This window comes from Acinetobacter sp. ACNIH1, assembly GCF_002934695.1.
Classification (GTDB): domain Bacteria; phylum Pseudomonadota; class Gammaproteobacteria; order Pseudomonadales; family Moraxellaceae; genus Acinetobacter; species Acinetobacter variabilis.
In genome coordinates this window covers 121,514-147,076 of record NZ_CP026420.1, presented here as the reverse complement: position 1 = coordinate 147,076, position 25,563 = coordinate 121,514, and the positions used below count along the sequence as shown (strand labels likewise).

The following is a 25,563-nucleotide window of genomic DNA, read 5'->3' as shown; positions in this document are numbered from 1 at the left end:
ATGTAGGACATGTACCCCTCAATAATATGAAAGACTATAAAAAGACACTTTCAGATTACGGATCATCATAAACCTAGAAAAAGTTAATGAATTAGGTATTTTATGCTGAAAAAACAAAAAATCAATGCATAAAAAAACCAGCACTCAGGCTGGTTTTTTTTCAGACGTTATTCAATTAGTCATTGAATTTACGACGTGGACGATCTTCACCGAATGAACGCTCGCCACGTGGCTTGTCATCAAAGTTGCGACGCGCTGGACGGTCACCAAAGTCACGTTTTGGACGGTCATCACCGAATGAACGTGCTGGACGATCACCGAAACCACCTTCGCGACGTGCTGGACGGTCACCGAAACCACCTTCACGACGTGGAGCAGGACGATCACCAAAATCACGTTTAGGACGGTCACCGAAAGAACCTTCACGACGTGGTTTGTAATCTACACGGTTACCGCGGTTGTCATCATTACCTTCGAAACGAGGACGGTCACCGAAATCACGACGTGGGCGATCATTGTTAAACTCGCGACGTGGACGGTCTTCATTGAAGTCACGACGTGGACGATCACCGAAACCGCCTTCACGACGTGGACGATCGCTGTTGAAGTCACGACGTGGACGATCTTCGCCACCGAACGCAGGACGTTCGCCACGAGGTTTGTCATCGAAGCTACGACGTGGACGGTCATCACCACCTTCACGACGTTTGAAATTGCTCTCGCCTTCGAAACGACGACCACCACCGAAGCCACGACCGCCATCACGACGACCGCCACGACCACGACCAGCGCCATCACGGCTACCGCGTGCAGGAGGTGGAGATGGCTCAAGACCTTCAATTTCAGATACATTTAGACGAGCTTCAAGGAAGTCTTCTAGTGCACGGATTTTACCGCGTTCACGATAAGTCGCTAAAGTAATTGCTTTACCGGTACGGCCCGCACGACCTGTACGACCGATACGGTGTACATAGTCTTCGTTCTTCATAGGAAGACCAAAGTTGATCACGTGAGAGATTGTCGGTACGTCTAGACCACGTGCTGCAACGTCAGTTGCAACCAGGATTTTTGCACGACCTTCACGGATACTGCGCAGACGACGGTTACGAACGGTTTGTGGCATCGCACCATGCAGAGCAACAACTGATAAACCTGCTTCAGCAAGTTCTTCAGCCAGCATATCTGTATCTTCTTGAGTAGAAGCAAAGACCACTGCCTGATCAACATCTTCTTCGTTTAACCAGTGAGTAAGAAGTTTTTTCTTGTGCTCAAAGCCATCAGTCCAGTGTAAAGTCTGGGTAATGTCAGTATTGGTAGAGTGACCAGTTTCAATTGCAATACGCTCTGGTTCATTCATCATGCGTTCAGCAAGGGTAATGATACGTGGAGCGAAAGTTGCAGAGAACATCAGTGTTTGTTTACGGTTTGCAGCCAAGTCACCGATTGCTTCCAGGTCTTCAGAGAAACCAAGATCCAGCATACGGTCAGCTTCGTCGACGATCAGCGAGTCAACTTTGTCAAGTTTGATTTGACGACGGTTAACAAGGTCAAGTAAACGGCCTGGAGTTGCTACAACAACCTGTGCACCTTTTAACTGCTGGATTTGTTTACCAAATGGCATACCACCCATAATTGCAGCAATACGAACACCTTTCATGTGACGTACAAATGCGATCGCGTCTTGGCATACTTGTTGTGCCAATTCACGAGTTGGTGAAATCACCAGAATAGTCGGTTGAGTCACCGCTTTCATACGTTCTTTAAATGGTACGAAAGTATCTTGGTTAGCAAGCGCGTTCAAAGTTGGGAGAAGGAACGCAGCGGTTTTACCCGAACCTGTCTGACTAGATACTAAAAGGTCTTTACCTTCTAGTGCAGCAGGGATAGATTGTTCTTGTACAGGAGTCGGAGTAGTAAAACCTAAGCCTTGAAGGGCTTGTTGTAACGATTCATGCAAAGAAAATTCAGCAAAAGTTTTGCTCATAGAGTATTCCACCCGGAAATTGGGTGCTCCATTAAAAATAAAGTCAAATGGACATCGACAAAAAGCGGTACAGCAATTAAACGCTGAAAAGAGATGATTCAGCGGCGATCCGAGTAACGACGATGTGATATAACGCACGCATGATTACGGCATAACCTGAAGGAATCGCTTTAGCGATTGGGGCGCGAGATATCGTCCTCTCTTTGGACCGCACGCGCATACACAATGATAAGAAGAGAAATGTTCAGGTAACGAACAGAAATTAAGTGCGTGCGCAGATTATAGCAGGATTATTCATAAAGTCATCCGCTTTTCAGATTATTTTGTTTAACTGCTAATTTCTTCATCAATTTCTAAGACTTAACCAAGAAAAGAAATGTAATTAATCCTCCAGCTGGTCAATTTTCTTTTTATCAATGCTGTGAATCATCTAAATATGAAGATATTTATCCCGTAATTATTGTCAAAAAATAAAAAAGGCATCCCGAGAGATACCTTTTTAATATTCGATTTACGGCGTTAAACCCGATTATTTCGCTGCCTCACCCCAAGCAGGAACAACTGCTTGCATAAGAGGTTTCAGCATTTTCATTGAACAAGCCAAAACTTGACCATTTTCCATAGAATCGCTACCACCACGCGCATCAACCACAGTACCGCCCGCTTCTTTCACGATTAACTCGCCTGCTGCAATATCCCAAGGTTTCAAGCCAAGCTCGAAGTAACCATCAAGACGACCAGCAGCGACATAAGCCAGATCCAAGGCAGCTGAACCACCACGACGGAATTGTGCACCTGCTTCAGTCACATTGAGCAATGCATCAAAATGATTCTTGGCATAAGAGACTACTTCACCATTACGTTTAGTACGGTAAGCATGACCTACTGCCAGGAAAGTATTGTTCAGACTGTCTTTAACATTTACACGGATACGGCGCTGGTTCAGCATCGCACCACGACCACGGCTCGCAGAGAATAGCTCATCTTTCACCGGATCATAAATAACACCGTGTTGAGTTACACCTTTGTGCTGAACTGCGATAGAGATACAGAAATGCGGAAAACCGTTGATAAAGTTTAGTGTGCCATCAAGTGGATCGATCACCCAACACCAATCAGCGTCGTGACCTTTACCTTCTTGCAGACCAAATTCTTCACCAAGGAAACTGTGATTTTTATAGCTTTTAAGTAGAGTATCGATGGTCAACTGTTCCAGATAACGATCTACACGCGTTACCGGACCATCAATGCCTTTTTCTTCGACTTGCAGATCGAGTTTATGACGATTTTGATGCGCTTTTAAAAGCTCTTGACCAACTAATTGAGCCGCACGCGCAGCCATCACCACCATAGGTTCCATTGAACACCCACTACAAATTTGAAGATACTGATAAAGAATAATGCATAAAAGCCCGCATATTTTAGCAAATATCCGGGCTTTTTGGGAAAAAATGTGTCGAAACTTTTTAAGAGTTTATAGCAGGACGCTTTGACCTAGCTTTGACCAGGCTTCATTGATTGATTTTTCAATGCCTTGGCTATCAAGTCCTGCCTGTTGCAACATTTGACTATGTGTTGCTTGTGCCATAAAGCTATCCGCTAGACCTAGGTTCAGGATTGGTTTAACGATTTGAGCTTCAGCCAGATACTCATTCACAGCACTTCCTGCACCGCCCATGACTGCATGTTCTTCAACAGTGACAAACAGACTGGTTGAATGGGCCAGCTGGTTTAATATTTTGGTATCCAGTGGTTTGATGAAACGCATATTTATTACGCGCACACCCACGTCATGTTTGCTGGCAAAGACTTGAGCAGCTTCAACTGCGGCTTGAACCCGACTACCGAACGCTAGAATCGAAACATATTCATCATATTGTTCGTTCAGACTGAGCAACAATTCTGCCTGACCGATCTGCATCTCGGTCATGGTTTTCTGGATTTCAACACCCAATCCATTCCCGCGCGGATAACGCACTGCTGCCGGACCATGATACAGATAAGCCGTATGCAACATCTGACGGCATTCATTCTCATCTTTTGGTGCCATGATCACCAGATTCGGAATGGTACGCATATAGGCATAATCATAGACACCGGCATGCGTTGGACCATCTTCGCCGACCAGTCCGGCACGGTCGATCCCAAACGTCACATCCAGATTTTGCAGCGCTACATCATGGACCAACTGGTCATAACCCCGTTGCAGGAAAGTTGAATAAATTGCGACGACCGGTTTTAAACCTTCGCAAGCCATACCAGCGGCAAGCGTCACTGCATGTTGTTCTGCAATGGCCACATCAAAGAAACGCTCTGGATATTCTTTGGCAAATTGCACCATACCCGAGCCTTCACACATCGCCGGAGTAATCGCCAATAGGCGTTTATCCTGTGCTGCTTCATCACATAACCATTGTCCAAATACATCTGAATATTTCGGTGCTGGATTAGGGGCTGCAACTGCATTGAGTTTACTAATGGCGTGGTATTTAATCTGGTCACATTCTGCGGGCGCAAAGCCCTTACCTTTTTTGGTATAGATGTGGATCAGACGTGGACCTTTACGTTTTTTCAAGGCTTTAAAAACATGTACCAGCTGTTTAACATCATGGCCATCATAAGGACCAAAATAATCAAAACCGATGGCTTTAAACAGGTTATCAGCAGCATCAGTTGCAGCTTGATGTAAACGCGAGTTATATAGCCATTCCGGGTGCGGCTGTACATAAGCCTCACCATCTTCAGTTACGTTGACGAATTCGCCACGTTCCCAGATTGCAGCTAGATGCTTGGCAAAACCACCAGTACTACATGAAATCGACATATCATTGTCGTTTAGAACCACCATCAGGTCAGCCTGATGTGCCACAGCATCATTCATAGCTTCAAAAGCCATACCTGCGGTCATGGCCCCATCACCAATGATTGATACGACTTCACACGGATTGTTCTGATAACGGCGTGCCAAAGCCATGCCGAGGCCAGCAGAAATTGCGGTAGATGAATGCCCTACCCCAAAAGTATCAAATTCGGATTCTTCACGCGCCGGAAATGCGGCCAGACCATCTTTTGAACGGATTGTAGTGAGCTGTTCACGACGTCCGGTCAACGCCTTATGCGGATAAGCCTGATGACCCACATCCCAGATCAGGCGATCATGTGGCGTGTTAAAACAGTAATGCAAAGCGACGGTGAGCTCAATTACACCCAGATTGGCCCCAAAGTGTCCTCCACTCTGACCCGCAGCATACAAAATGAATTGACGTAACTCATCCGCCACTTGAGTGAGCTGGCTTTGCTCGAGTGCACGCAGTTGCTCAGGATGATCGATCGCATCAAGCAACGGTGTTACAGGGCGTTGAGTTGGTATTTCTGTATACAGCATATATGGCAAAGCCTTCTAAAGCCTGGCAAAATCTTAAGCTAGGTCAATGGGGAATAACCGATCATATAGTTGAATTGTAGCAGCTTCAATTCAGCTACGCTTCTAGCGATGCAATATTAAACAGCGATCTCGTCGGGGTGAAAAATTTGCAGGCTACGATTATCCTGAATAATCTTACTATTTATCAACTATTATCGTTCGCTTTCTACAAAAAAGAAAATGTTCTTCATAAATTCAGCTGAGCAATTCTACTAATGTTTAAGCATTACGCTATACTTTAGCTACTTTATTAGGATTTTACGGGTTCAGCTGTGCCTATCGAATTTGTCGCAACTTCAAGATTACCGACCGCTCATGGTGAATTTAAAATTACTGTTTTTCAAGACCCTAAAACTGGCGAAGAACATGTCGCTCTTTCTAAAGGCTTAAAAGAACCAAGTGATGAACCTATGCTGGTCCGTGTACATTCTGAATGTTTAACCGGTGATGCCTTTGCTTCATTAAAATGCGACTGTGGCCCTCAACTCCAGGCAACACAAAAACTGATTAATGAAGTGGGTCGCGGTGTCATTCTTTATTTACGTCAGGAAGGACGCGGAATTGGCTTGACCAATAAAATCCGTGCATACGCCTTGCAAGACCAGGGACATGATACGGTCGATGCCAACCTAATGCTGAATTTACCGGCAGATGCACGTCAATATGATATGTGCAGCATCATGCTGGATCACTTAGGTGTAAAAGCCGTCCGCTTGATCACCAATAACCCTTTAAAAATTGATGCACTGAAAGAGCAAGGCATTAATGTAGTGGACCGTGTACCACTCACTGTGGGTCTGAATCCATTCAATGAGCAATACCTCAAAACCAAGCATGAGCGTATGGCGCATATGTATCAGAAGGAAGATTTTTAATTATTTTTAAATCTCTTCGACCTTTTAACTTAACCCCTCCAAACCTCCCTTTCTTGCGCTTCGACTTAAAGCCATGCTTAAGTCTTGCTCAGGGAGGCTTTTCCCCCTCTTTTTCAAAGATGAGGAGCACTGCTCCGCAAGAGGGGGAGATTCAGATCGTCATCGAGAAAATCCGGTTCTCTGGCATACGACGCTTTAAACGTAAATCAAAAGCCATGCAAATATTGCGTACAAATGGTTTCCCTTTCTCCAAAATCGTGACTGAAGAGTCTTCAATTTTGATCAGCTGATCCTGCTGCATTTCCTCAAGCTGCTTTAGAACTTCATCAATTTCAGCAAACTGCATGTCAGGTTTTGCCCAAGAGGTGGTAAAGCTACACATCAGATTCAGGATATGCTTACGAATAGCCAGATCTTCCTGATTCAGAATATGGCCTTTAAAGACCGGAATCTGGTTTTGCTCTAGCAGTTCATAATATTCTTCAATAGTTTTCACATTCTGCGCAAAGCTATACCAGCTATCACTAATCGAAGAAATTCCGAGTCCGATCATCACCTGAGTTTTAGATGCGGTATAACCCATAAAATTACGGTGCAAAGTTCCGGATTGAAAGGACTGGTACATGCTGTCTTTTTCTAGCGCAAAATGATCCATACCAATTTCATGATAGCCATGCGCCAGGAGCTTTTTCTTACCCTCTTCATAACATTGACGCTTGATCTCATCTTTCGGTACATCCGCATCTTTAAAACCACGCTGACCATTCCCTTTAATCCAAGGTACATGCGCATAGCTATATAAAGCCAGACGGTCTGGTAATAATGAATTGGTCTGATCGATGGTATTCAAGACATCCTCCAAACTTTGAAATGGCAGACCAAAAACCAGATCATGCGAAATCGATTCATAACCAATTTCACGTGCCCATTCAGTCACCTGTTTAACATTTTCATAAGGCTGAATCCGGTGAATGGCTTTTTGTACGGTTTCATTATAATCCTGCACGCCATAACTGACCCGACGAAAACCCAGGTCATGCAAGCCTTGCAAATGCTCACGCGTGGTATTGTTTGGATGACCTTCGAAGCTGAATTCATGCTCTGCTGCAATCTTGGCTTTGGACAAAATACCTCGAATCAGCTGGGTTAAATGTTCAATGGAAAAGAACGTCGGTGTCCCACCACCAAGATGAATTTCTTTGATGATGGGTTTTTCTTCTAATAACTCACAATACAGCTCCCATTCTTTCAGCACAGCTTGTATATAAGGTTGCTCGACTTCATGACGTTTGGTCACCCGTTTATGACAGCCACAAAAGGTACATAAACTTTCACAAAATGGCAGATGGATATACAGGCTAATGCCTTCAGTCGCATTCGACTCCTGAAAAGAACGTTTTAGTGTCTGCTTCCAAAGCTCTAGTGAAAATCCTGACTCTTCCCAATAAGGTACGGTTGGATAACTGGTGTAGCGAGGACCGGGGACATTATATTTTTGAATGAGAGAATTTGCCTGCACAGTCATGAATGCCTACCACCTTATCAGTCAGGTTAATGCGCTGCATAAGCGCTGTTGAGGTTATTGTGCGGAGCTCAAAAAAAGAATTCAACCTAGTAGTCTGGTCGGATTTAATGCTCTACACATCCTTCTAAAACATTAGGTTGAATGTTGTTACAGATGGTGAGCATCCAGAAAAACACCTTAATTTTTAGGCCATTTTATGCTTTGATGTAAGCAGTCTTTTTATTTCCCTATGAGGGTTCTGATGCAGCATCCTACCTCTGCAGATATTCAACGCGTTCGCGATTTTCTCCTCGACCTGCAAGCCCGGATTTGTGCCGCGCTGGAACAGCAGGAACGTGCCGGTGGCGGTACAGCTGAATTCCTGATTGATGACTGGGAACGTCCTGAAGGTGGCGGTGGCCGTTCACGTGTGCTGCAAAATGGTACGGTGATTGAAAAAGGCGGTGTGATGTTCTCTCACATCAATATTTCCAAACTGCCCGCTTCTGCCACTGAACGCCATCCGAATATAGCAGGAGCTAAAGCCCAAGCCATGGGTGTATCATTAGTCATCCATCCTAAAAATCCGAACGTCCCGACCTCACATGCCAATGTACGTTTATTTGTAGCGGAAAAAGAAGGTCAGGATCCGATCTGGTGGTTTGGTGGCGGTTTTGACCTCACCCCTTTCTATCCAAATGATGAAGATGTGCTGTCATGGCACCAGACCGCGCATGATCTCTGTGCGCCTTTTGGCGAAGAGGTTTATCCAAAACATAAAAAATGGTGTGATGATTATTTCTATCTAAAACACCGTGATGAGCAGCGCGGTGTCGGTGGCCTATTCTTTGATGACCTGAATCAATGGGATTTTGAAACCTGTTTTCAGTATATACAGGCTGTAGGCAATGGTTATCTCGAAGCAATTCTGCCAATTTTCCAGCGTAACCAAGACAAGTCTTATACTGAAGCACAACGTGATTTCCAGCTGTACCGTCGTGGCCGTTATGTGGAATACAATCTGGTATATGACCGTGGCACACTGTTTGGCCTGCAGACGGGTGGCCGGATTGAATCGATTCTAGTGAGCCTGCCGCCTCTTACCGGCTGGTTATACCGCCCGGAATGGGCTGAAGGGTCACCAGAAAAACGCTTAACCGATTACTACCTTAAACCGCATGACTGGTTAACAGAATTAAAAACTAAATAAAGCAATCAAAATATTTAAATACAAATTGCCCTCAGATCGAGGGCTTTTTTAATGGATAAATCCTCTATACTGCAACTCAGAAAGATATTTCAGGATCTACTCCTAGATCTTGACTCTGATAAAGATAAATTCTGTTAGGTAAAAATAACAATGTTTAAGCTTCACCTTAATCCTGCTACATTGGCCTTTTGGCTATTTCTGGCGCTTGGTATTAGTGCGATTAGTACCGCTGTCATCAGTCATAACCTGATTCTAGATGTAGTTGCCATTTTTGTGAGTGTCCTCACGATTGCTGGAACCCTCTTTAGTATGGCCTTGCTTTTTGTCGAACATATTATTGAAATCTGTAGTTCCTAAACCTTTAAACTCCAGCCTGCTTTTCACTGCTGACAGGCTTTAGCCCTCCTGCATTTTCACGTATATTAATGGCCATTTCCGCACATGGACATGGTGAAATGAGCAAGCAATTTGCCGTTATTGGCAACCCCATCGAACAATCACGCTCTCCTGAACTACATCAGGCTTTCGCTGCCAAAACCGGGGTCGATCTGACCTATACCAAACGCCTTGCCCCACTGGATGGTTTCACAGCCAATATCCAGGAATTTTTTGCTCAGGGCGGTATTGGCATGAATGTGACTGTGCCCTTCAAAGAACAGGCCTTTGCCCAATGCCAGGTCCTTACCGAACGTGCCAAAATCGCCAAAGCCGTGAATACCCTATGGATGAAAGATGGCATTCTGCATGGTGACAATACTGACGGACAAGGCTTAGTGGAGGCTATTCGTGCTCTTGACTGGACTCTGGAAAATACCGATATCCTGATTATTGGTGCTGGTGGCGCGACCCGCGGTGTTATCTATCCATTGGTACAGGCCGGTGTGAAGAAGATTGTTATTGCTAACCGTACTTTGTCACGTGCAGAACAACTGGTTGCCGATCTAAAAGACGCTGTTCCACAAGCAGAACTGCAAGCCATTGCCTTAACTGATTTAGCCGGTGAGTTTGATATTATAATTAATGCGACTTCTGCCAGTCTTAGTGGTGATGCGCTGGTACTACCTGAAGCTCTACAGTTTAAACATGCCTATGAAATGGCCTATGGCAAACCGTCCACTTTTCTGGATCAAGCTCAAGCCCGTGGCGTCCCTACTTCTGAGGGTTTCGGCATGCTGATCGGTCAGGCTATTGAATCTTTTTATATCTGGAACGGGGTAAAACCTGAGCTGAAAGATTTTCTTTAATTCTAAATATTTTTCAGGTGAACGGGTCAGTCATTAATTCGTTCACTCTTTTCCTTTCATTAAAAACAATAAAATTAAATTGGATTTAATGACATGATTTATCCAATAATTAGACCCTAACATTCGTGTACAATTCATACAAAAACACCCCTAGACAATCTCCCTAAATATTGATTAAAGTCCAGACAGATAAGCGTTTTTAAATACAAGTGTCTTATTTAAAGATGGAGATTTCCTTTATTTAATCTTTAAACTTGTCTGATCTTCTCGATTCGCTTTTCTGACATTTTTATTTGTTGTCTTTATCAATGTTTTTTTATCCCCAATGTGAATAATCATAGAATCGATACAGATAATCCAAAACTATTTTAATCAGGATTAAACGCATGCCAGCATATAAAGCTCCTTTACGTGATATTCGCTTCTTAATGAATGAAGTGCTTGATTACCCTGCACATTACCAAAAACTGTCAAATGGCGAATATGCCGATGCAGATACGGTAGACATGATTCTAGAAGGTGCGGCAGATTTCTGTGAAAATGTACTTTCTCCACTGAACCAGACCGGCGATGCAGAAGGCTGTCATTTTGAAAATGGCGAAGTACGCACACCTAAAGGCTTCAAGGAAGCTTATGATCAGTTCGTACAAGGTGGCTGGCAAGGTCTGTCTTATCCTGAAGAATTTGGCGGTCAAAACCTGCCGATGTCTTTAAACCTGATCAAATCAGAAATGATGGGTACGGCAAACTGGTCTTTCCAGATGTATCCAGGTTTGAGCGTGGGCTGTATCAATACCATCATCCAGTATGGTACTGATGAACAGAAAAATACCTATTTACCGCATCTGGTTGCAGGTACCTGGTCAGGAACCATGTGTCTGACTGAGCCACAATGCGGTACCGATCTGGGTCAGGTAAAAACTAAAGCAGAACCACAAGCTGATGGTACTTATGCGATTTCTGGTACTAAAATCTTCATTTCTGCAGGTGAACACGATTTAACTGAAAACATCGTACACATCGTTTTGGCACGCCTTCCAGATGCACCACAAGGCACCAAAGGCATTTCCCTGTTTATCGTACCAAAATTCATTGCCACTGAAGATGGCGGCATCGGTGAACGTAATGCTGTGAACTGTGGTTCGATTGAACACAAGATGGGGATCCGTGCCTCTGCAACCGCTGTACTGAACTTTGATAATGCAGTGGGTTATTTAATTGGCGAGCCAAACAAAGGCTTGCATGCCATGTTTACCTTCATGAATACCGCGCGTATTGGTACCGCAATTCAAGGTATCTGTCATGCAGAATTATCGTTCCAGGGTGCATTGCCATATGCCAAAGAACGTATGTCGATGCGTGCCCTGTCTGGTAAAAAAGATCCGGAAAAAGTGGCGGATGCGATCATCCACCATGCCGATGTGCGCCGTATGCTGTTGACCCAGAAAGCGATTGCTGAAGGTGGTCGTGCCATGATTTATCATGCAGCAAAAATCGCAGATAACATGAATGATGCCCTGCTGCGTGGTGATACTGCTGAATTTGAACAGCAAGATGATCACTTAGGTTTCTATACCCCTATTCTGAAAGGCTTCCTGACTGAAATGGGTTATGAAGCAGCGAACCACGGTATGCAAGTATTTGGTGGTCATGGTTACATCAAAGAATGGGGCATGGAGCAAATCGTTCGTGACTCACGTATCTCTACCCTGTACGAAGGAACGACTGGCGTTCAGGCACTTGACCTGATTGGTCGTAAGGTCCTGCTAACCTCTAAAGGTAAAGTGATTCGTGATTACACCGCTGAAATTCTGAAATTCTGTGGACAGCATGCACGCAATAAATACATGCGCCGTTTTGCCTGGGACCTGACCAAGCTATGTGCACAGTGGAATGCGTTAACTGTACGTATCATGCTGGCAGCACGTAAAGACCGTGACATCGTATCCTCTGCTTCTGTGGACTTCCTGATGTTCTCAGGCTATGTAATGATGGCTTACTTCTGGGCACAACAAGCTGCAGTGGCTTCAGCGAAACTGGTTGCTGGTGATGGTGCAGAAGCTCCAGAGTTCTACAAAGCGAAAATTAAAACTGCTGATTTCTACTTTGAGCGTTTATTGCCACGTGCCCAAGGCCATGCTGAAGCAATGGTGAATCCATCCAAAACCATGACTTCACTGGCAGCAGAACACTTCAGTTTTGATTACTAAGTCAAAAGTTTAGGTTTTAGCTTTAAAAAGAGCGCTACGGCGCTCTTTTTCATATGTCAAAATGATGACTGGATACAAAGAAAAATCTGCTGCGTACACAAACTACACAAATTTATATCTATAATTTTCAGACGTCTATTAAATAATCCATATAATTTACTTGAATATCTATAAATACAGGGTATGATGGCGATAACTAGAAAAATTCTTGTTTTGGTTAGTCTTCTTTTAAGTATCGCAGTTTTAGTCATAAACCTTCGTTTTAAAGATCAATAAGCTCCATCCTTTTTATTTTTCAAAGTTACAGCTAGTCATCTGAAATTTTGACTATAAATCCATAAAATTCAATAGGTTATATTATGTCTAACACAGTTACCGGTACAGTAAAGTGGTTCAACGAAACTAAAGGTTTTGGCTTCATTCAACAAGACAATGGTCCAGACGTTTTCGCTCACTTCAGCGAAATCCAAGGTTCAGGTTTCAAAACTTTAGCTGAAGGCCAAAAGGTTTCTTTCAGCGTAGCTCAAGGCCAAAAAGGTCCTACAGCGACTAACATCACTGCAATTTAATATTGCGAAGATGAAAAAAAGCACTCATTAGAGTGCTTTTTTTGTAACTTAAATTGACTAATTTTAGTTTCCAGATCAATTAATTAAATTTAAAAGATAATTAAATATTATATTCGCTTTTCATTCATCATCTTGTCCTAAATTTCTTCATCTGATTTCACTCACTTTAAAACATGAAGAAACGGAGAAGAATTTTGATGATTTTAAAATCAAAAATTGCCCATAAAAATACAGAATTTTTAATAAAATTTATTATTTATTAGTTATTTAAATACAAAATTGAAAGAAATTCTGAAATTTACAAAAGTGTTGTCTATGGCTCCATCTCCCCTACATCGCTGACTCCTATGATGAACTCATTGAATAAATATGAGTATGATCATGAAAAAACTAGTTTCTTCTTTAATGATTGGCTTGATCGCAACAACAGCTACCATGTCAGCAATGGCCACTCCTGGACCGGACCATCGTCATCCAACGCTAGCAGCGCATCATTTTGATAAGAAACCAATACCGCATAAAGCTGGCTTCCATAAAGCACCTCCTAAAGCGCATTTTAACCAGCATGATCGTCATGATAAGTTTGGCAAGAAAGATCCATAAAGGCTTCTTCAACAAAAATCATCACAATGGCCTGCATCACAAGTTACCGCCTAAGTATCGTTAATCCGAATGGCTTAAATGCATAGTGGAGAGAGAAGAAAAAGCCCGATGTAACTCATCGGGCTTTTTCTTTTTAAACTGGATTAATTATTCGGATAGATTAGGCAATTAAAGATACTCTTCCAGCACAGAGTTTAAAAAGATGTGACCTTGCTCAGTACATGCCAGACGTTCTGTATCTTCTACCATCAGTTGACGTTGACGCAGTGAAGTCAGCAACTCATTCAGTGTATCCAGACTATAGCCTGTTCGTTCAAGATAAAGCTTCGCTTCCACACCCTCATTTAAACGTAAGGCATTCATCATAAATTCAAACGGCATATCTGCCACTTCGATGCGCTTAAACTGCAAATGTTCGGCTGGCACTTTGGCTAAATAGTCTTTAGGCAAACGGGTTTTCTGGAAACGATAAACACCATCCGGTTGAGTCACTTTGCCATGTGCCCCTGCTCCAATGGCCAGATAATCACCAAATTGCCAGTAATTCAGGTTATGTGCCGATGGCAATTCTTTACGCCAGGCAGAGACTTCATAATTGATAAAGCCATTGGCTTTTAAATAGGCCTCCCCCTGTTCCTGAATCTCTTCCAGTACTTCATCGACCGGTAAAATCGGCTGAGTACGGAAAAACACGGTATTCGGCTCAATGGTTAACTGATACCAGGAAATATGCGTAGCACCATTCTCGACCGCCAGTTTCAGATCATTGAGTGCCTGCTCCAATGTCTGTTCAGGCAAGCCATGCATCAAGTCGACATTAATCCGCTGAAATCCTGCGTCACGCGCCAGGCCAATCGCCGAGATCGCATCTTCATTGCTATGAATTCGGCCCAGCTTTTTCAGATGCTCGGTATTAAAACTTTGCACGCCTATCGAAAGACGATTAATACCAGCTGCTAAATAGCCAGCAAATGGATCATGCTCCACTGTACCCGGATTGGCTTCCAGTGTGATTTCACAATTCTCTTCAAAAGGAATCAGTGCTTTTAGTTCGGTAAATAGCCACTGATAACCTGCAGCAGAGATCAGTGACGGCGTTCCCCCACCGATAAATACACTATGAATCGAACGGCCTTGGGCAAAATCAACCTGAGTTTTAAAGTCCTCTACCAGCGCATGCAGATATTCCCGTTCTAGGTCCAAAGAGAGTTTTCCATCAGGTACGGCATGCGAATTAAAGTCACAATACGGACATTTACGTACACACCACGGCATATGGATATACAGGGATAAGGGAATAAGTGCAGGATTCAATTCAGCCAAAGAACTACTCAAAAACAACTACAAGATCTAGCGTAATTTTAACATGACTCGGCAACAACACTGCTAAAATTAAAATCGCCATCGCCTAATGCCTAAAAATTCAAATAGAATTAGATAGTTAAAATTATGAAAATATCTTCCCAGCTCCTTATTTTACTGCCTTTGGTCTTTGCGATCGGGGTCTTGCTGACCTTACAGACGGCTATTAATACCCAATTAAAAGAATATTTATATTCTCCTATTCAAGCTGCATTTTTTTCCTTTTTGATTGGTACAATAGTGCTTGCCGGCATCGTGCTGTTTCAGTCACATCCCAAACCAGGCTTACAGGAGCTGATGGCAATTCCCTGGTATCTCTGGTTAGGTGGTTTTTTGGGTGTTTATGCGATCAGCATGAGCATTTATGCTGCACCTAAAATGGGCTTCCTGACACTGACCGGAATGATTATTTTTGGTCAGATGGTGATGTCCATGATCGTCGATCAGTTTGGTCTGCTGGGCAATGAAAAAATGCCGGTGAACTGGCAACGTCTTTTAGGTGGCGTGGTGATTTTTATTGGTGTGCTTCTCACTTTACAACGCTAAACCTTATCTCTAAGCACATGATCACTAATGAGTAATTTTTGTGTCTAATGTTTTGACAGCCACAACCCGTCGTTATGAATTAAAACAGCTGTTCCATCTGATGTTGCCCATTCTGGTCACACAATTTTCCCAGGCAGGTTTGGGCCTGATTGATACGATTATGGCCGGGCGTCTCTCACCGACTGACCTGGCAGCGATTGCAGTTGGTGTCGGGCTATGGATTCCAGTCATGCTGCTTTTTAGCGGTATCATGATCGCCACCACACCTTTAGTGGCGGAAGCCAAAGGCGCACGTACACCTGAAAAAATCGCTACAATTGCGCGGCAATCATTATGGGTCGCATTCATCCTGGGGGTGATTGCGGGTCTGGTTTTACAAGTTTTGCCCCTCACTTTACCTTTACTAGGTGTCCCAGAAAGCCTGCAACCTAAAGCTGGCCTCTTCCTGCATGCGATCGGTTTTGGTATGCCTGCTGTGACTATGTATGCGGCTTTACGCGGCTATTCTGAGGCCATTGGTTACCCGCGTCCGGTCACTGCCATTAGCCTCATGGCGCTACTGCTTCTGGTTCCATTAAACTTCATTTTTATGTATGGAGTTGGCCCTATTCCGGCACTGGGCAGTGCCGGTTGTGGTTTTGCTACAGCAATTCTGCAATGGCTCATGTTAATGAGTCTGGCACTGTATATTTTTAAAAATCGGGTCTATCAAAGCAGTCAGCCATTTAGTCATTGGGAAAAGCTGAACGGATATTGGCTGAAACGGATTTTAAAGCTGGGCTTTCCGATCGGACTGGCAATTTTCTTTGAAGTGAGTATTTTTAGTACCGCAGCGATTGTCTTGAGTCCATTAGGTGAAACCATTGTGGCCGCTCACCAGATTGCTATTTCCGTTACCTCACAATTATTCATGATTCCGATGTCTCTGGCCATTGCGCTGACCATTCGGGTGGGAACTTACTATGGTGAACAGAACTGGGATGCCATGCGTAGAGTACAAGGTTTAGGTCTGATGACCGCGACGATTCTAGCTCTGCTGATCATGCTAATGCTTTGGGTGTTCCGTAGTGAAATCGTAGCGCTCTATACTTCTGACCCGATGGTGACCCAGATCGCGCTTTATCTGGTGCTCTTTGCAGTGGCCTATCAGCTGATGGATGCCTGGCAGATCAGTGCTGCAGGCTGCTTACGCGGTATGCAGGATACCAAAGGCCCAATGTGGATCACCATGATTGCCTATTGGGTGATTGCCTTCCCGGTGGGGGTTTATTTGTCCCGTTTTGGAGATATGGGGGCGGCAGGCGTCTGGGTCGGTCTGATTGTCGGTCTGAGCGTGGCCTGTGTTTTATTGCTGGCACGGCTTTATGGCAATAACAAACGTTTAAGCCAGCGTGCCTAATCCTCCTATTATTTAAAAAGATGCATTGAATTACTGATTTAATGCATCTTTTAATCCCTGTGGAATCTCGGACTCATCTGACACTTCCTTAATCACCACTTGCCCGACAATGACATCTGTTCCATTAAAGGTCATGGTCGGTGCACCATAAAGTTCATAGCCTTCATTGAGTGCCTTGGTCACACGGGCACAAAAATTCACATCATCTTTGCCAGTAAAATATCGATAGACTTTCATTGAAATTTCTTGATCTTGAGGTGCCATTATTTTAAGCCTTTTATCATGGAAAGGAACTTAAAAATCGTGCTTTGCTCTCTTCAGAATAATTAAATAATTGATTCAAAAACTGCCGTACAGACGACAAAATGGCTTAAAAATTGCATAAATCAAGTGAACAATATCAAGCAAATATGAACACTTTGAGAAGCTTTGCAACATAACATCTACAATTAAATATAGGCAATTTATAGTTTGTCACCTATGATCAAATACACCCATAAAAATGGTGATTTTGAGGAATCTCGCATGGCAAAAACGGCTCGAACGCCTGGTCGCCGCTTTATGAAATTGGCTGGAATGACCGCAAGTATTGCAAGTAAAACCCTATCCAATTCGATTAAAAATTTAACTGCAGATGAAGAGCAGAAAAATGCTGCACGCAGTAAATTATTTCAGGATATTGGAGTACAGATTGCTGATACCTTGGGGGAAATGAAAGGTGCGGTGATGAAAGTCGGCCAGATTGCCTCGCAATATAAAGATATTTTCCCACCTGAAGTTGCTCGAGCCATTTCCAAATTGCAGCGTCAGGCTCCACCAATGCCATTTAAAGAGATCCAGTCACAGGTCGAAAAAGAATTAGGCAAATCTTTGCAGGATCTATTCCAGCAGTTTGATGAGCAGCCTTTTGCTGCAGCCTCAATCGGACAGGTACATAAAGCGACGCTACCCGATGGCCAGCAGGTTGTGGTCAAGGTGCAATATCCGGGAGTGGAAGAAGCCTGTGAAAGTGACCTGAAACAGGTTCGTCTTGCCTTACGTTTGATGGGTGTACTGAAAATTGACCGCAAGTTGCAGGATCAGCTATTCAAGGAAATCCAGCATAGTCTGGACAATGAACTCAATTATGAAATTGAAGCTCAGAATCTGGAAGTGGCACGTGCCTTTCATGAATCACTCGATCACCAAATTGTGATTCCAAAAGTATTTAGTGAATATTCTTCCCGCCATATTCTGACCCTAAGCCTGGAACAGGGTGAAAGTATGGAAACGGCCAGCCAATGGCCGCTAGAAACCCGTAATGCCCTAGGCCGTCGTTTATTCCGTGCGATTGGTCAGGAAATTTTCTATCTGAAACGTTTCCACTGTGATCCGCATCCAGGGAACTTTGCCTTCCGTGAAGATGGCTCGGTGATTATTTACGATTACGGCGGTGTTAAAACGCTTTCTACCGAGATCATTACTCATTTCAAGGAACTGATCCATGCAGCCCGTGACAAGGATATTTCGACCATTGAACAGCAACTGGATGCCTTGCATACCCTGACAGAAACCGGAAAATTCCCGGCCGATCTGTATGAGCAATGGCTAGAAGTGCTGATGCGTCCTTTAACTACCAATTATGATTTTGCTGAAAACTCAGCACATCATGATGGAATGGAATTGCTCAAACCTTCTCTAAAATATTGGGATGTATTCAAACCGTCGCCAGATACCTTGATGGTGAACCGTACTATTTCCGGACAGTACTGGAACCTAATTCATTTGAAAGTACATGATGATTTGAGTGATGTATTTGAGGAAATTGTGCCAAGTCGCAGTTAGGTTGAAGTAATAAGCTTACAAGCTGTAACCCTACTTCACTTGAAATATCAAATGTTACATTATAACATTACTCTTAAATTACAAGAGGAATATTACGATGCGTCCAGACATTCATCCCGAATATCGAGAAGTTTTATTTCATAACACCAATGCTGATGCCTACTTCGTGATTGGCAGCACCATGACTTCTAGCCAGACCAAGGAATATGAAGGTAAGACCTATCCTTATGTCACCCTGGATATTTCGAGTGCTTCACATCCGTTTTATACCGGTGAGCAACGTCAAACCAGTAATGAAGGTCGCGTAGCGAGCTTTAACAAACGTTTTGCCCGTTTTAAACGTGGTTAAACTTAAAACCTCCGATTTTTACTCTCAATTTAAATCGCGGTTTATGTCAGGAAATTACCTCCAATTTCCTGACTTTTTTATGCCTGCGCTAAAGCCAGCTGAGTTAAATAGAAGCCCACACCCAGCATCAATACTCCGACAATCATACTAGAGATCACATAACTGAGGGCGATCGTGACTGCACCCTGCTTAAGCAGCTGAAAGGTTTCTAGTCCAAAACTGGAAAAAGTCGTAAAGCCGCCCAAGATGCCTACCATCAAAAATAGCCGTGCTTCAGTTTGCAGGAAACTATATTTCTGGCTAAAGGCAAAGAAAATTCCGGCACACAGACAGCCTATAATATTGATCCACCAGGTCGGCCACGGAAATAGCATCTGTGGCTTGGCAATCAACATTCCTGTTCCATAACGCAGTGTTGCCCCGATTGCCCCGCCCATTGCCACCAAAAGCCAGTTCATGTCTACTCCGTCTTTATTCGATCTTAAACCTTTTCTCAGCCACCATGTGGGACGAGAATAATGCATAACATCATGCACCTAAAATTGCAGAATGAACATGGACCTTTGCCAAAAAATTGGTATATTCGACGCCATTCAAATTGATTTAAGTTAGAGGGAATCCACATGGTTCAGGAATTACTGGCTCAATTGGCTGCGGGCGAAGCTAAATTTGCAGATGTGATTGCATATATCGATGCGCACTATGCTCATACACCTACTGCTTTTAAAAATGGCCAACAGGCTAATGCTGCCACTGAAAACCAAGGCAGTGCCAAAGTATTTTCATTTGCCAAACTGAATGGTCTGGATCAGGCACAAACCTTGAGCCTGTTTGCAGAACACTATGCGGCTGTACTGGCCACACCAGAAGCAACGGATCATCAGAATATCCGCCAGTTCATGCAAAATGGCTGGGATGGCATTGCCTTTGAAGGTGAAGCACTGGTTGCCAAATAAGCATGTCTTTAAAATAAAAAACCGTCTATTTCTGGCGGTTTTTTATATCAAAATAACAGAACAAGATGACATTCATATTTAAGATTAAAATTATTTTTTGGAAGAAGTAGTTCACTTTAAAAATGAAAAACTATAAGGCTAAAAATAAATTAAATATCAATAAAGCCTGGTCACCCTGAAGCACTCCAAGCGACCCTTTCAGAAAGCCATAAGTTTTCCAGTTTTAACCTTTACCCACTTTCTCAATCCACTTGATTGAGCTGACCCGAAACACTTCACAAGCGCCATCACCGGTATCGGTTGGAGTTAAAGAGGATTTCCAGACGAGGTCTTTATCACGTACTTCCACCAGTTCCCCTTGCAAACGCACCAAGTCACCCCGTTTTACCTGTTTAATTGCTTTGGCAATTTGTGGATTGGCAGGGATGATGTGCATATTGGATACCATCTGTTTAGCCTGTTCAATAGGCACTGGCACGCGATCCATTTTCCAGTTCAGGTAACGGTTATACTGGTTGACTGTAATGTGCCGGGCAATTTCAGGTTGTGCAAACAGCCCCCAACTCACCGCATAATCGATCGGAGAGAACTTGGCCTGCTCATCGTCGCTATAAATTTTTGATCCCAGAATGCGGAAATCACCTTTAAACGGCTGCAAGACTGAAATAGATTGGTCTTTAGCCATCGGTGGCAGTCCTTTGGCAACATTATGGTCTACAGAAGTGTGACCATAAAGCGGTAGTAAAAGACTGGCCGCCAAAGCATAGTATCGAAGATGTTTGAACATAATTCTGTCTTTATTCCATCAAATCTTTTCAAGAATATCTTGCTTGATAGTACGATTTTTTTAATGAATAAATAGTTGAAATTAGTAACAAGTTGATCAATTTTGGTGAGCGGAGGGCTTTAGCTAATCTGATTATTTTCGGTTAATCTAAGCCTGTCTAAAAATAATTTGAATGCGACCATGCTGTATAAATTCTATCAACAACATATTTTTCCACATTTGCTAAATCAGGTCATGCAGACCCCATCCCTGATGGATTTACGCCGCGAATTATTGTTGCCTATTACAGGTGAAGTCCTGGAAATTGGCTTCGGTACAGGATTGAATCTGCCTTTTTATCAGGCCGTCGATAGAGTCTATGCGCTGGAACCTAACCTGGACATTTTTAAACTGGCTGAGCAGCGCATCAGTCAAAGCCCTTTTGCAGTCGAACAGATTCAGGCCCGTGCAGAAGCCCTGCCTTTTGCAGAGAATAGTCTGGAAAATATCGTATCAACCTGGACCTTATGCAGTATTCCAGATCTGCACCAAAGTCTGCATGAAATTTACCGGGTTCTGAAGCCAGGCGGCCATTTTCATCTGGTTGAGCATGTGTTAAACCGAGAGCATCTCAACATTCAGCGCTTACAGCATTTACTCACCCCGATTCAGAAGAAAGTGGCAAATGGCTGTCATCTTAATCGGGATATTGAAACCGCTCTTTTAGAGGCCGGGTTTGAACTGGATGAAGTTCATTATATCGATGCCGAAGGTATTCCAAAGATTGGTCAGCGTATGCTGCTGGCACGAGTACATAAACCGCTTTAATCCAGCACTTTTAAATCAGTTATTCTGAACAGACGGCATTGGGCTGATCTTGGATTGCCTTTTCCAACCTGAAATTCTTGCTGGCTGGTCGCTGATTTGACCTGTACCCAGTCACCTTGCAGCCAGATCCGCTGATCTGCTTTTAAACGGCGAACCTTATTGGCAACAGCTTCGCTGGCGGCAATCACACTCAGGTTCAGCAAATGAGGTTGAATGTTCGCAGGATTGGCCTGTGCGTCTGTAGCGGTCATATTCAAACAACGCCTGTCCTGCTCAAGCTTGAATGATTTAAATAAGCCACTCGCCACATTTGGTGCTGCCAGTAACAGATCAATATTGCTGACATAAGCCAGATCATTAAAACTTCCCACCACCGGACTGGCTGGATGAATGGTACGGCGCTCAGGCCCATAATACTGTTTGGCCAGTACGCGATATTCAGCCTGATGCGGCTCAATCGATTCTACTTGAAAATTTTTGAGTACTCCGGCCTGCTCCAGATTCGGAATCGCCCGAAAGTATTCCGACCAGATCCATAGTCCAAGCGCAAACAGTGCTGCGGCAATAATCAGTTTATCCATAGTGTAGCGTTGAAGCTTGCTGTCCTTCAGTCTTCAAAATCAATCCGGATGGTCTCAAAACGTACCCGCCCTTCCTGAATGGCTTGAGCAATTGCCATCTGGCCTTTGGTCAGACGTGCACCCCCACTTTTAATATCAATCAACACTACTTCAATATCTTCAGCCAGCCCCTCACCGTCACGAAAATCGGTATAACCATCAAAGACCACATAATCCACCGGATCACCTAAAAATTTGGCATCACTAGGCAGATATTGAAACTCTGGCATGATCGGTGCCAACTGCTCGGCCATTTTGCCTTTGAGTACCGCACGACTGGTATTCACACTGCGTTTTTGTGCAGCAACTAAAGCTTGCTGATGTTCCAGCTCCAGCTCGGCAATATATTGTTCATATTCTGCTTTAATTCGACCATTTCGCGTCTGGCCCAGAATCAGGGTAGTTAAAACCACTCCAATACAGGCACCAATCAGCATAGCCATTCCAATGGACATTCAATCTTCCTAATCTGCTTTATTTTGCTGCCTACCTTCGACTGAAGTTGAAAGGGTCTGCCATCCAGTAAGCCTGCAAAGAATGATATGCTAGGCGGGAGCAGAATTAAATCATCCCAGGTCATGAAAACTATTTTAGTTGCAAATCAGAAAGGTGGCTGTGGTAAAACCATTACTGCAATTAGCCTGGCAGCTGCCCTGGCACAAAAGGGTTATAAAGTTGCTCTGGCTGATGCGGACAGCCAGAAATCGACCTTGCAATGGTTGAAACATCGCCCGAAAGATGCCGCGCCGATTCAGAGTCTGGACTGGCGGAATGCTAAATCGATTGGGGATACGCCGAAAAACTTGGAATATCTGATTATCGATGCACCCGGAGCGCTGACTGAAGATCATGCCGAACAGCTAATTAGTGAAGCAGATGCCATCATTACCCCGCTGCAGCCTTCATTTTTTGATATTGATTCTACACGCCGTTTTCTCAAGCATTTGCAGGACATTAAATGCATCCGTAAAGGCAAGGTTGAAATTCTGCTCCTCGCGAACAGAACCAAACCTAATGCAGCAAGTAATCAGGACATTCAGCAATTCTTTAATAAAATTGATCAGCAACCGGTTGCCTGGATTTCTGAACGGGCACCCTATAGCCGGCTGGCCATGCAAGGCCTGTCTATTTTTGACAAACAGCAGAAGATGTACCGGGAATTACAGGATCAATGGCAACCTTTATTGAATGCCATTATTGACGATCCAAGCCAATGGTTCTAGTTCTGTTATTTTTGCCTCTTCTTTTTATTCTTAGGAAAATAATCGTACTACTTCCTGTACTATCGTTTTCGATCGCTTTTTTTTCAGTTAATATGCCTGACATGACCTAAAAAAATGAGCTTCTAAATTCAGTGCAACAATACGCGCCCACACTACAAAAAGTCTTATTATTTGGACTGTTTTTCATTCTGATTTTTCTGAGTTTTCACATACTCAAGTATTTCATCATTCCTGTAGTTTGGGCAGCCATTATTGCGTACATGACCTGGCCGTTGTATCAGTCGATCTTAAGAATGAGTGGCAATCGGCCGACACTGAGTGCGACTATTATGATTCTGGGTGTGATTCTGGTGTTTGGTCTACCTTTTATTTTTGCCATTTTTATGCTGCAGCACGAAGGTCGGAACCTGTATTTTGAATTGCAAAAACAGGTATTCTCAGGTCATCTTAGCGTTCCAGATTTTATTCGTGGCCTGCCACTTGTAGGTAAGGAAATTACCCGTACCCTGAATGAGATAAATGCCGATCCAAACAGTATTGCACAGACCATTTCCGTCTGGATTCAGGGTCATCTGAATTACGGTAAAGTTGTACTGAATGAAATCAGTAAAAATGTCTTCAAGCTGTGTTTTGCCGTGCTGTCATTATTCTTCTTCTATCGTGATGGTCATACCATTCTGAATCAGGTGCGTAAAGCCTTTGAGATGGTAGTCGGTCCACGTATTCATCATTATCTAGCGACGATTTCAGATACCACACGTGCGGTGGTCTATGGCGTAGGTTTAACAGCAATTGCCCAGTCTTTGCTGGCAGGTATCAGCTACTTTGTAGCTGGCGTACCGAACCCGATGGTATTGACCATTATTACCTTTATTTTTGCTTTAATTCCTTTTGGCCCTCCCGTTGCTTATGGTGCAGTTTCGCTATGGCTGTTCTCGCAAGGACAAACCATTGAAGCCGTTGGCGTCATGGTCTGGGGTGTCTGTATTGTGAGTACAGCGGACAACGTGATTCGTCCACTGGTCATTTCGGGTGCAACACAGATTCCATTCCTGCTGATTATGTTTGGTGTTTTGGGTGGTATTGCCAGCTTTGGTCTGGTCGGTGTCTTTATTGGACCGGTGATTCTGGCCGTACTACTGGCCATCTGGCGTGAATGGCTGCATGAAAGCAACCTGAACGAACCTTTGATGATGCCTAAAGCCACTATGGCGCATGAGGTTGAACCGAAGAAAAAATTCCGTCTGCGCCGTAACAAGGCACCGAAATCACAAGACTGACTGGCTTAAACAAATTAAAACATTTAAGTACTGATTTTCTATAGTGCTCTTGGTCTTGCTCTGTTTCAATAGATTCTGAAAAGCAGAATAAAGATCAAGGTGTGATAATTATGTCTTCATTATTTAAACTTACAGCTTTGTGCGCAGTCAGTGCCGCACTTTTTACCGGTTGCGCTTCAACCTCTACTTCGACTGAAAATGTTAAAACCGTGACCCTGAATGCAGTTTCTGCACAAGGCGTTGGTGAATCGATTGGTACCGTATTATTGAGTGACAGCCCGGCTGGCTTGGTGATTCGTACTAATCTGAAACAGCTTCCTGCGGGTGAGCGTGGTTTCCACATTCATGAAAATGGTTCATGTGCACCTGCCATGAAAGACGGCAAGATGGGCGCAGCACTGGCTGCAGGTAGCCATTACAATCCAAATCAGGCACCTCATCATGGCACACCCATGACGGGTCATCTGGGTGACTTACCAGCCCTTAAAGTAAACACTGATGGTACAGCACGTGTGACTCTGCTTGCGCCACGCCTGAAACTGGCAGATGTTCAGGGTCGTGCCATCATGGTCCATGCAGGCGGTGATAACTATTCAGATGAACCGCAGCCATTAGGCGGTGGCGGTGAACGTATTGCATGTGGCGTAATCTGATTTATTACAGATTATTAGCATTCAAAAACGGGCTTCTTGCCCGTTTTTTAGTAGATATTTCTTTTGAAATTGGCGCTTAAATTGCATTCAAAACCGGCAGTCAAATACCACGGATCATATTCTTGTGAATAGCT

At 43.7% G+C, this 25,563-nt stretch carries 26 protein-coding genes; 16 read left to right on the top strand and 10 right to left on the bottom strand.

The window, feature by feature from the left end:
* Nucleotides 1-175: 175 nt before the first annotated feature.
* The 3 genes from C3F22_RS00745 to dxs all read right to left on the bottom strand — a co-directional run bounded on the left by C3F22_RS00745 (nt 176) and on the right by dxs (nt 5,369).
* A complete protein-coding gene (locus C3F22_RS00745) occupies nt 176-1,984 on the bottom strand; it encodes a DEAD/DEAH box helicase (protein ID WP_104425681.1) in 1,809 nt (602 codons plus the stop codon).
* 529 nt (nt 1,985-2,513) lie between these two features.
* Complete coding sequence (locus tag C3F22_RS00740) at nt 2,514-3,344, bottom strand: inositol monophosphatase family protein (protein ID WP_104425680.1); 831 nt, start codon at nt 3,342-3,344, stop codon at nt 2,514-2,516.
* Nucleotides 3,345-3,458: 114 nt separating this feature from the next.
* Complete coding sequence (gene dxs / locus C3F22_RS00735; protein ID WP_104425679.1) at nt 3,459-5,369, bottom strand: 1-deoxy-D-xylulose-5-phosphate synthase; 1,911 nt, start codon at nt 5,367-5,369, stop codon at nt 3,459-3,461.
* A gap of 311 nt (nt 5,370-5,680) precedes the next feature.
* Here dxs and ribA point away from each other — a divergent pair, with 311 nt between their 5' ends.
* Complete coding sequence (gene ribA / locus C3F22_RS00730; protein ID WP_104425678.1) at nt 5,681-6,283, top strand: GTP cyclohydrolase II; 603 nt, start codon at nt 5,681-5,683, stop codon at nt 6,281-6,283.
* Between the two features lie 151 nt (nt 6,284-6,434).
* On the opposite strand, the gene hemN is transcribed toward ribA, so the two are convergent.
* Nucleotides 6,435-7,808: an oxygen-independent coproporphyrinogen III oxidase gene (gene hemN, locus C3F22_RS00725; protein ID WP_104425677.1), complete on the bottom strand. Its 1,374-nt coding sequence runs from the start codon at nt 7,806-7,808 to the stop codon at nt 6,435-6,437.
* 241 nt (nt 7,809-8,049) lie between these two features.
* Here hemN and hemF point away from each other — a divergent pair, with 241 nt between their 5' ends.
* The 6 genes from hemF (at nt 8,050) to C3F22_RS00695 (ending at nt 13,623) form a co-directional block, all read left to right on the top strand.
* Nucleotides 8,050-8,997 (top strand): oxygen-dependent coproporphyrinogen oxidase, encoded by a 948-nt coding sequence (hemF, locus tag C3F22_RS00720; RefSeq protein ID WP_104425676.1) that lies wholly within the window; start codon nt 8,050-8,052, stop codon nt 8,995-8,997.
* Nucleotides 8,998-9,147: 150 nt separating this feature from the next.
* On the top strand, nt 9,148-9,354 hold the full coding sequence (locus C3F22_RS00715) for a hypothetical protein (protein WP_005233693.1): 207 nt from the start codon (nt 9,148-9,150) through the stop codon (nt 9,352-9,354).
* Between the two features lie 98 nt (nt 9,355-9,452).
* A complete protein-coding gene (gene aroE, locus C3F22_RS00710) occupies nt 9,453-10,241 on the top strand; it encodes a shikimate dehydrogenase (RefSeq protein ID WP_104426973.1) in 789 nt (262 codons plus the stop codon).
* A gap of 386 nt (nt 10,242-10,627) precedes the next feature.
* Nucleotides 10,628-12,451: an acyl-CoA dehydrogenase C-terminal domain-containing protein gene (locus tag C3F22_RS00705; protein WP_004786990.1), complete on the top strand. Its 1,824-nt coding sequence runs from the start codon at nt 10,628-10,630 to the stop codon at nt 12,449-12,451.
* A 359-nt stretch (nt 12,452-12,810) separates the two neighbouring features.
* Entirely contained in the window at nt 12,811-13,020 is a 210-nt protein-coding gene (locus C3F22_RS00700; RefSeq protein WP_004786992.1) for a cold-shock protein, read from the top strand.
* 381 nt (nt 13,021-13,401) lie between these two features.
* Nucleotides 13,402-13,623, top strand: a complete 222-nt coding sequence (locus C3F22_RS00695; protein ID WP_004786994.1) for a hypothetical protein — start codon at nt 13,402-13,404, stop codon at nt 13,621-13,623.
* A gap of 168 nt (nt 13,624-13,791) precedes the next feature.
* Here the strand turns inward: C3F22_RS00695 and hemW are convergent, their stop codons facing one another.
* On the bottom strand, nt 13,792-14,946 hold the full coding sequence (hemW, locus tag C3F22_RS00690; RefSeq protein WP_004786997.1) for a radical SAM family heme chaperone HemW: 1,155 nt from the start codon (nt 14,944-14,946) through the stop codon (nt 13,792-13,794).
* 126 nt (nt 14,947-15,072) lie between these two features.
* On the opposite strand from hemW, the gene C3F22_RS00685 reads away from it, so the two are divergent.
* Nucleotides 15,073-15,531 carry a DMT family transporter gene (locus C3F22_RS00685; protein ID WP_004786999.1) on the top strand — a complete coding sequence of 153 codons (459 nt, stop codon included), beginning with the start codon at nt 15,073-15,075 and terminating at the stop codon, nt 15,529-15,531.
* A gap of 40 nt (nt 15,532-15,571) precedes the next feature.
* Nucleotides 15,572-16,930: an MATE family efflux transporter gene (locus C3F22_RS00680; protein ID WP_004787001.1), complete on the top strand. Its 1,359-nt coding sequence runs from the start codon at nt 15,572-15,574 to the stop codon at nt 16,928-16,930.
* 30 nt (nt 16,931-16,960) lie between these two features.
* Here C3F22_RS00680 and C3F22_RS00675 read toward each other — a convergent pair whose 3' ends face one another.
* Nucleotides 16,961-17,167, bottom strand: a complete 207-nt coding sequence (locus tag C3F22_RS00675) for a DUF1737 domain-containing protein (RefSeq protein WP_034169804.1) — start codon at nt 17,165-17,167, stop codon at nt 16,961-16,963.
* Nucleotides 17,168-17,455: 288 nt separating this feature from the next.
* On the opposite strand from C3F22_RS00675, the gene C3F22_RS00670 reads away from it, so the two are divergent.
* Together C3F22_RS00670 and C3F22_RS00665 are read left to right on the top strand one after the other, a co-directional pair.
* Nucleotides 17,456-18,754: an ABC1 kinase family protein gene (locus C3F22_RS00670; RefSeq protein ID WP_004787005.1), complete on the top strand. Its 1,299-nt coding sequence runs from the start codon at nt 17,456-17,458 to the stop codon at nt 18,752-18,754.
* A gap of 97 nt (nt 18,755-18,851) precedes the next feature.
* Nucleotides 18,852-19,103, top strand: a complete 252-nt coding sequence (locus C3F22_RS00665) for a type B 50S ribosomal protein L31 (RefSeq protein WP_104425675.1) — start codon at nt 18,852-18,854, stop codon at nt 19,101-19,103.
* Between the two features lie 77 nt (nt 19,104-19,180).
* Here C3F22_RS00665 and crcB read toward each other — a convergent pair whose 3' ends face one another.
* Nucleotides 19,181-19,561, bottom strand: coding sequence for a fluoride efflux transporter CrcB (gene crcB / locus C3F22_RS00660; protein WP_034169687.1), 381 nt, complete (start codon nt 19,559-19,561; stop codon nt 19,181-19,183).
* 165 nt (nt 19,562-19,726) lie between these two features.
* Between crcB and C3F22_RS00655 the strand changes: the two genes are divergently transcribed.
* Nucleotides 19,727-20,059 carry a HopJ type III effector protein gene (locus C3F22_RS00655; RefSeq protein ID WP_034169688.1) on the top strand — a complete coding sequence of 111 codons (333 nt, stop codon included), beginning with the start codon at nt 19,727-19,729 and terminating at the stop codon, nt 20,057-20,059.
* A 223-nt stretch (nt 20,060-20,282) separates the two neighbouring features.
* On the opposite strand, the gene C3F22_RS00650 is transcribed toward C3F22_RS00655, so the two are convergent.
* On the bottom strand, nt 20,283-20,846 hold the full coding sequence (locus C3F22_RS00650; RefSeq protein WP_034169689.1) for a hypothetical protein: 564 nt from the start codon (nt 20,844-20,846) through the stop codon (nt 20,283-20,285).
* 180 nt (nt 20,847-21,026) lie between these two features.
* Between C3F22_RS00650 and C3F22_RS00645 the strand changes: the two genes are divergently transcribed.
* Complete coding sequence (locus tag C3F22_RS00645) at nt 21,027-21,653, top strand: class I SAM-dependent methyltransferase (protein ID WP_104425674.1); 627 nt, start codon at nt 21,027-21,029, stop codon at nt 21,651-21,653.
* Here C3F22_RS00645 and C3F22_RS00640 read toward each other — a convergent pair.
* Nucleotides 21,650-22,234 (bottom strand): hypothetical protein, encoded by a 585-nt coding sequence (locus C3F22_RS00640; protein ID WP_104425673.1) that lies wholly within the window; start codon nt 22,232-22,234, stop codon nt 21,650-21,652. The two genes, C3F22_RS00645 and C3F22_RS00640, sit on opposite strands and share 4 nt — an antisense overlap.
* Nucleotides 22,235-22,260: 26 nt before the next feature.
* A complete protein-coding gene (locus C3F22_RS00635; RefSeq protein ID WP_004787020.1) occupies nt 22,261-22,728 on the bottom strand; it encodes a Holliday junction resolvase-like protein in 468 nt (155 codons plus the stop codon).
* A 123-nt stretch (nt 22,729-22,851) separates the two neighbouring features.
* Between C3F22_RS00635 and C3F22_RS00630 the strand changes: the two genes are divergently transcribed.
* The 3 genes from C3F22_RS00630 (at nt 22,852) to sodC (ending at nt 25,429) form a co-directional block, all read left to right on the top strand.
* Nucleotides 22,852-23,496: a ParA family protein gene (locus C3F22_RS00630; RefSeq protein WP_104425672.1), complete on the top strand. Its 645-nt coding sequence runs from the start codon at nt 22,852-22,854 to the stop codon at nt 23,494-23,496.
* 131 nt (nt 23,497-23,627) lie between these two features.
* Complete coding sequence (locus C3F22_RS00625; protein WP_034169693.1) at nt 23,628-24,776, top strand: AI-2E family transporter; 1,149 nt, start codon at nt 23,628-23,630, stop codon at nt 24,774-24,776.
* 110 nt (nt 24,777-24,886) lie between these two features.
* The gene (gene sodC, locus C3F22_RS00620; protein WP_104425671.1) at nt 24,887-25,429 is read left to right on the top strand and encodes a superoxide dismutase family protein; all 543 of its coding nucleotides are present in this window, start codon (nt 24,887-24,889) and stop codon (nt 25,427-25,429) included.
* The last annotated feature ends 134 nt before the right edge of the window (nt 25,430-25,563 follow it).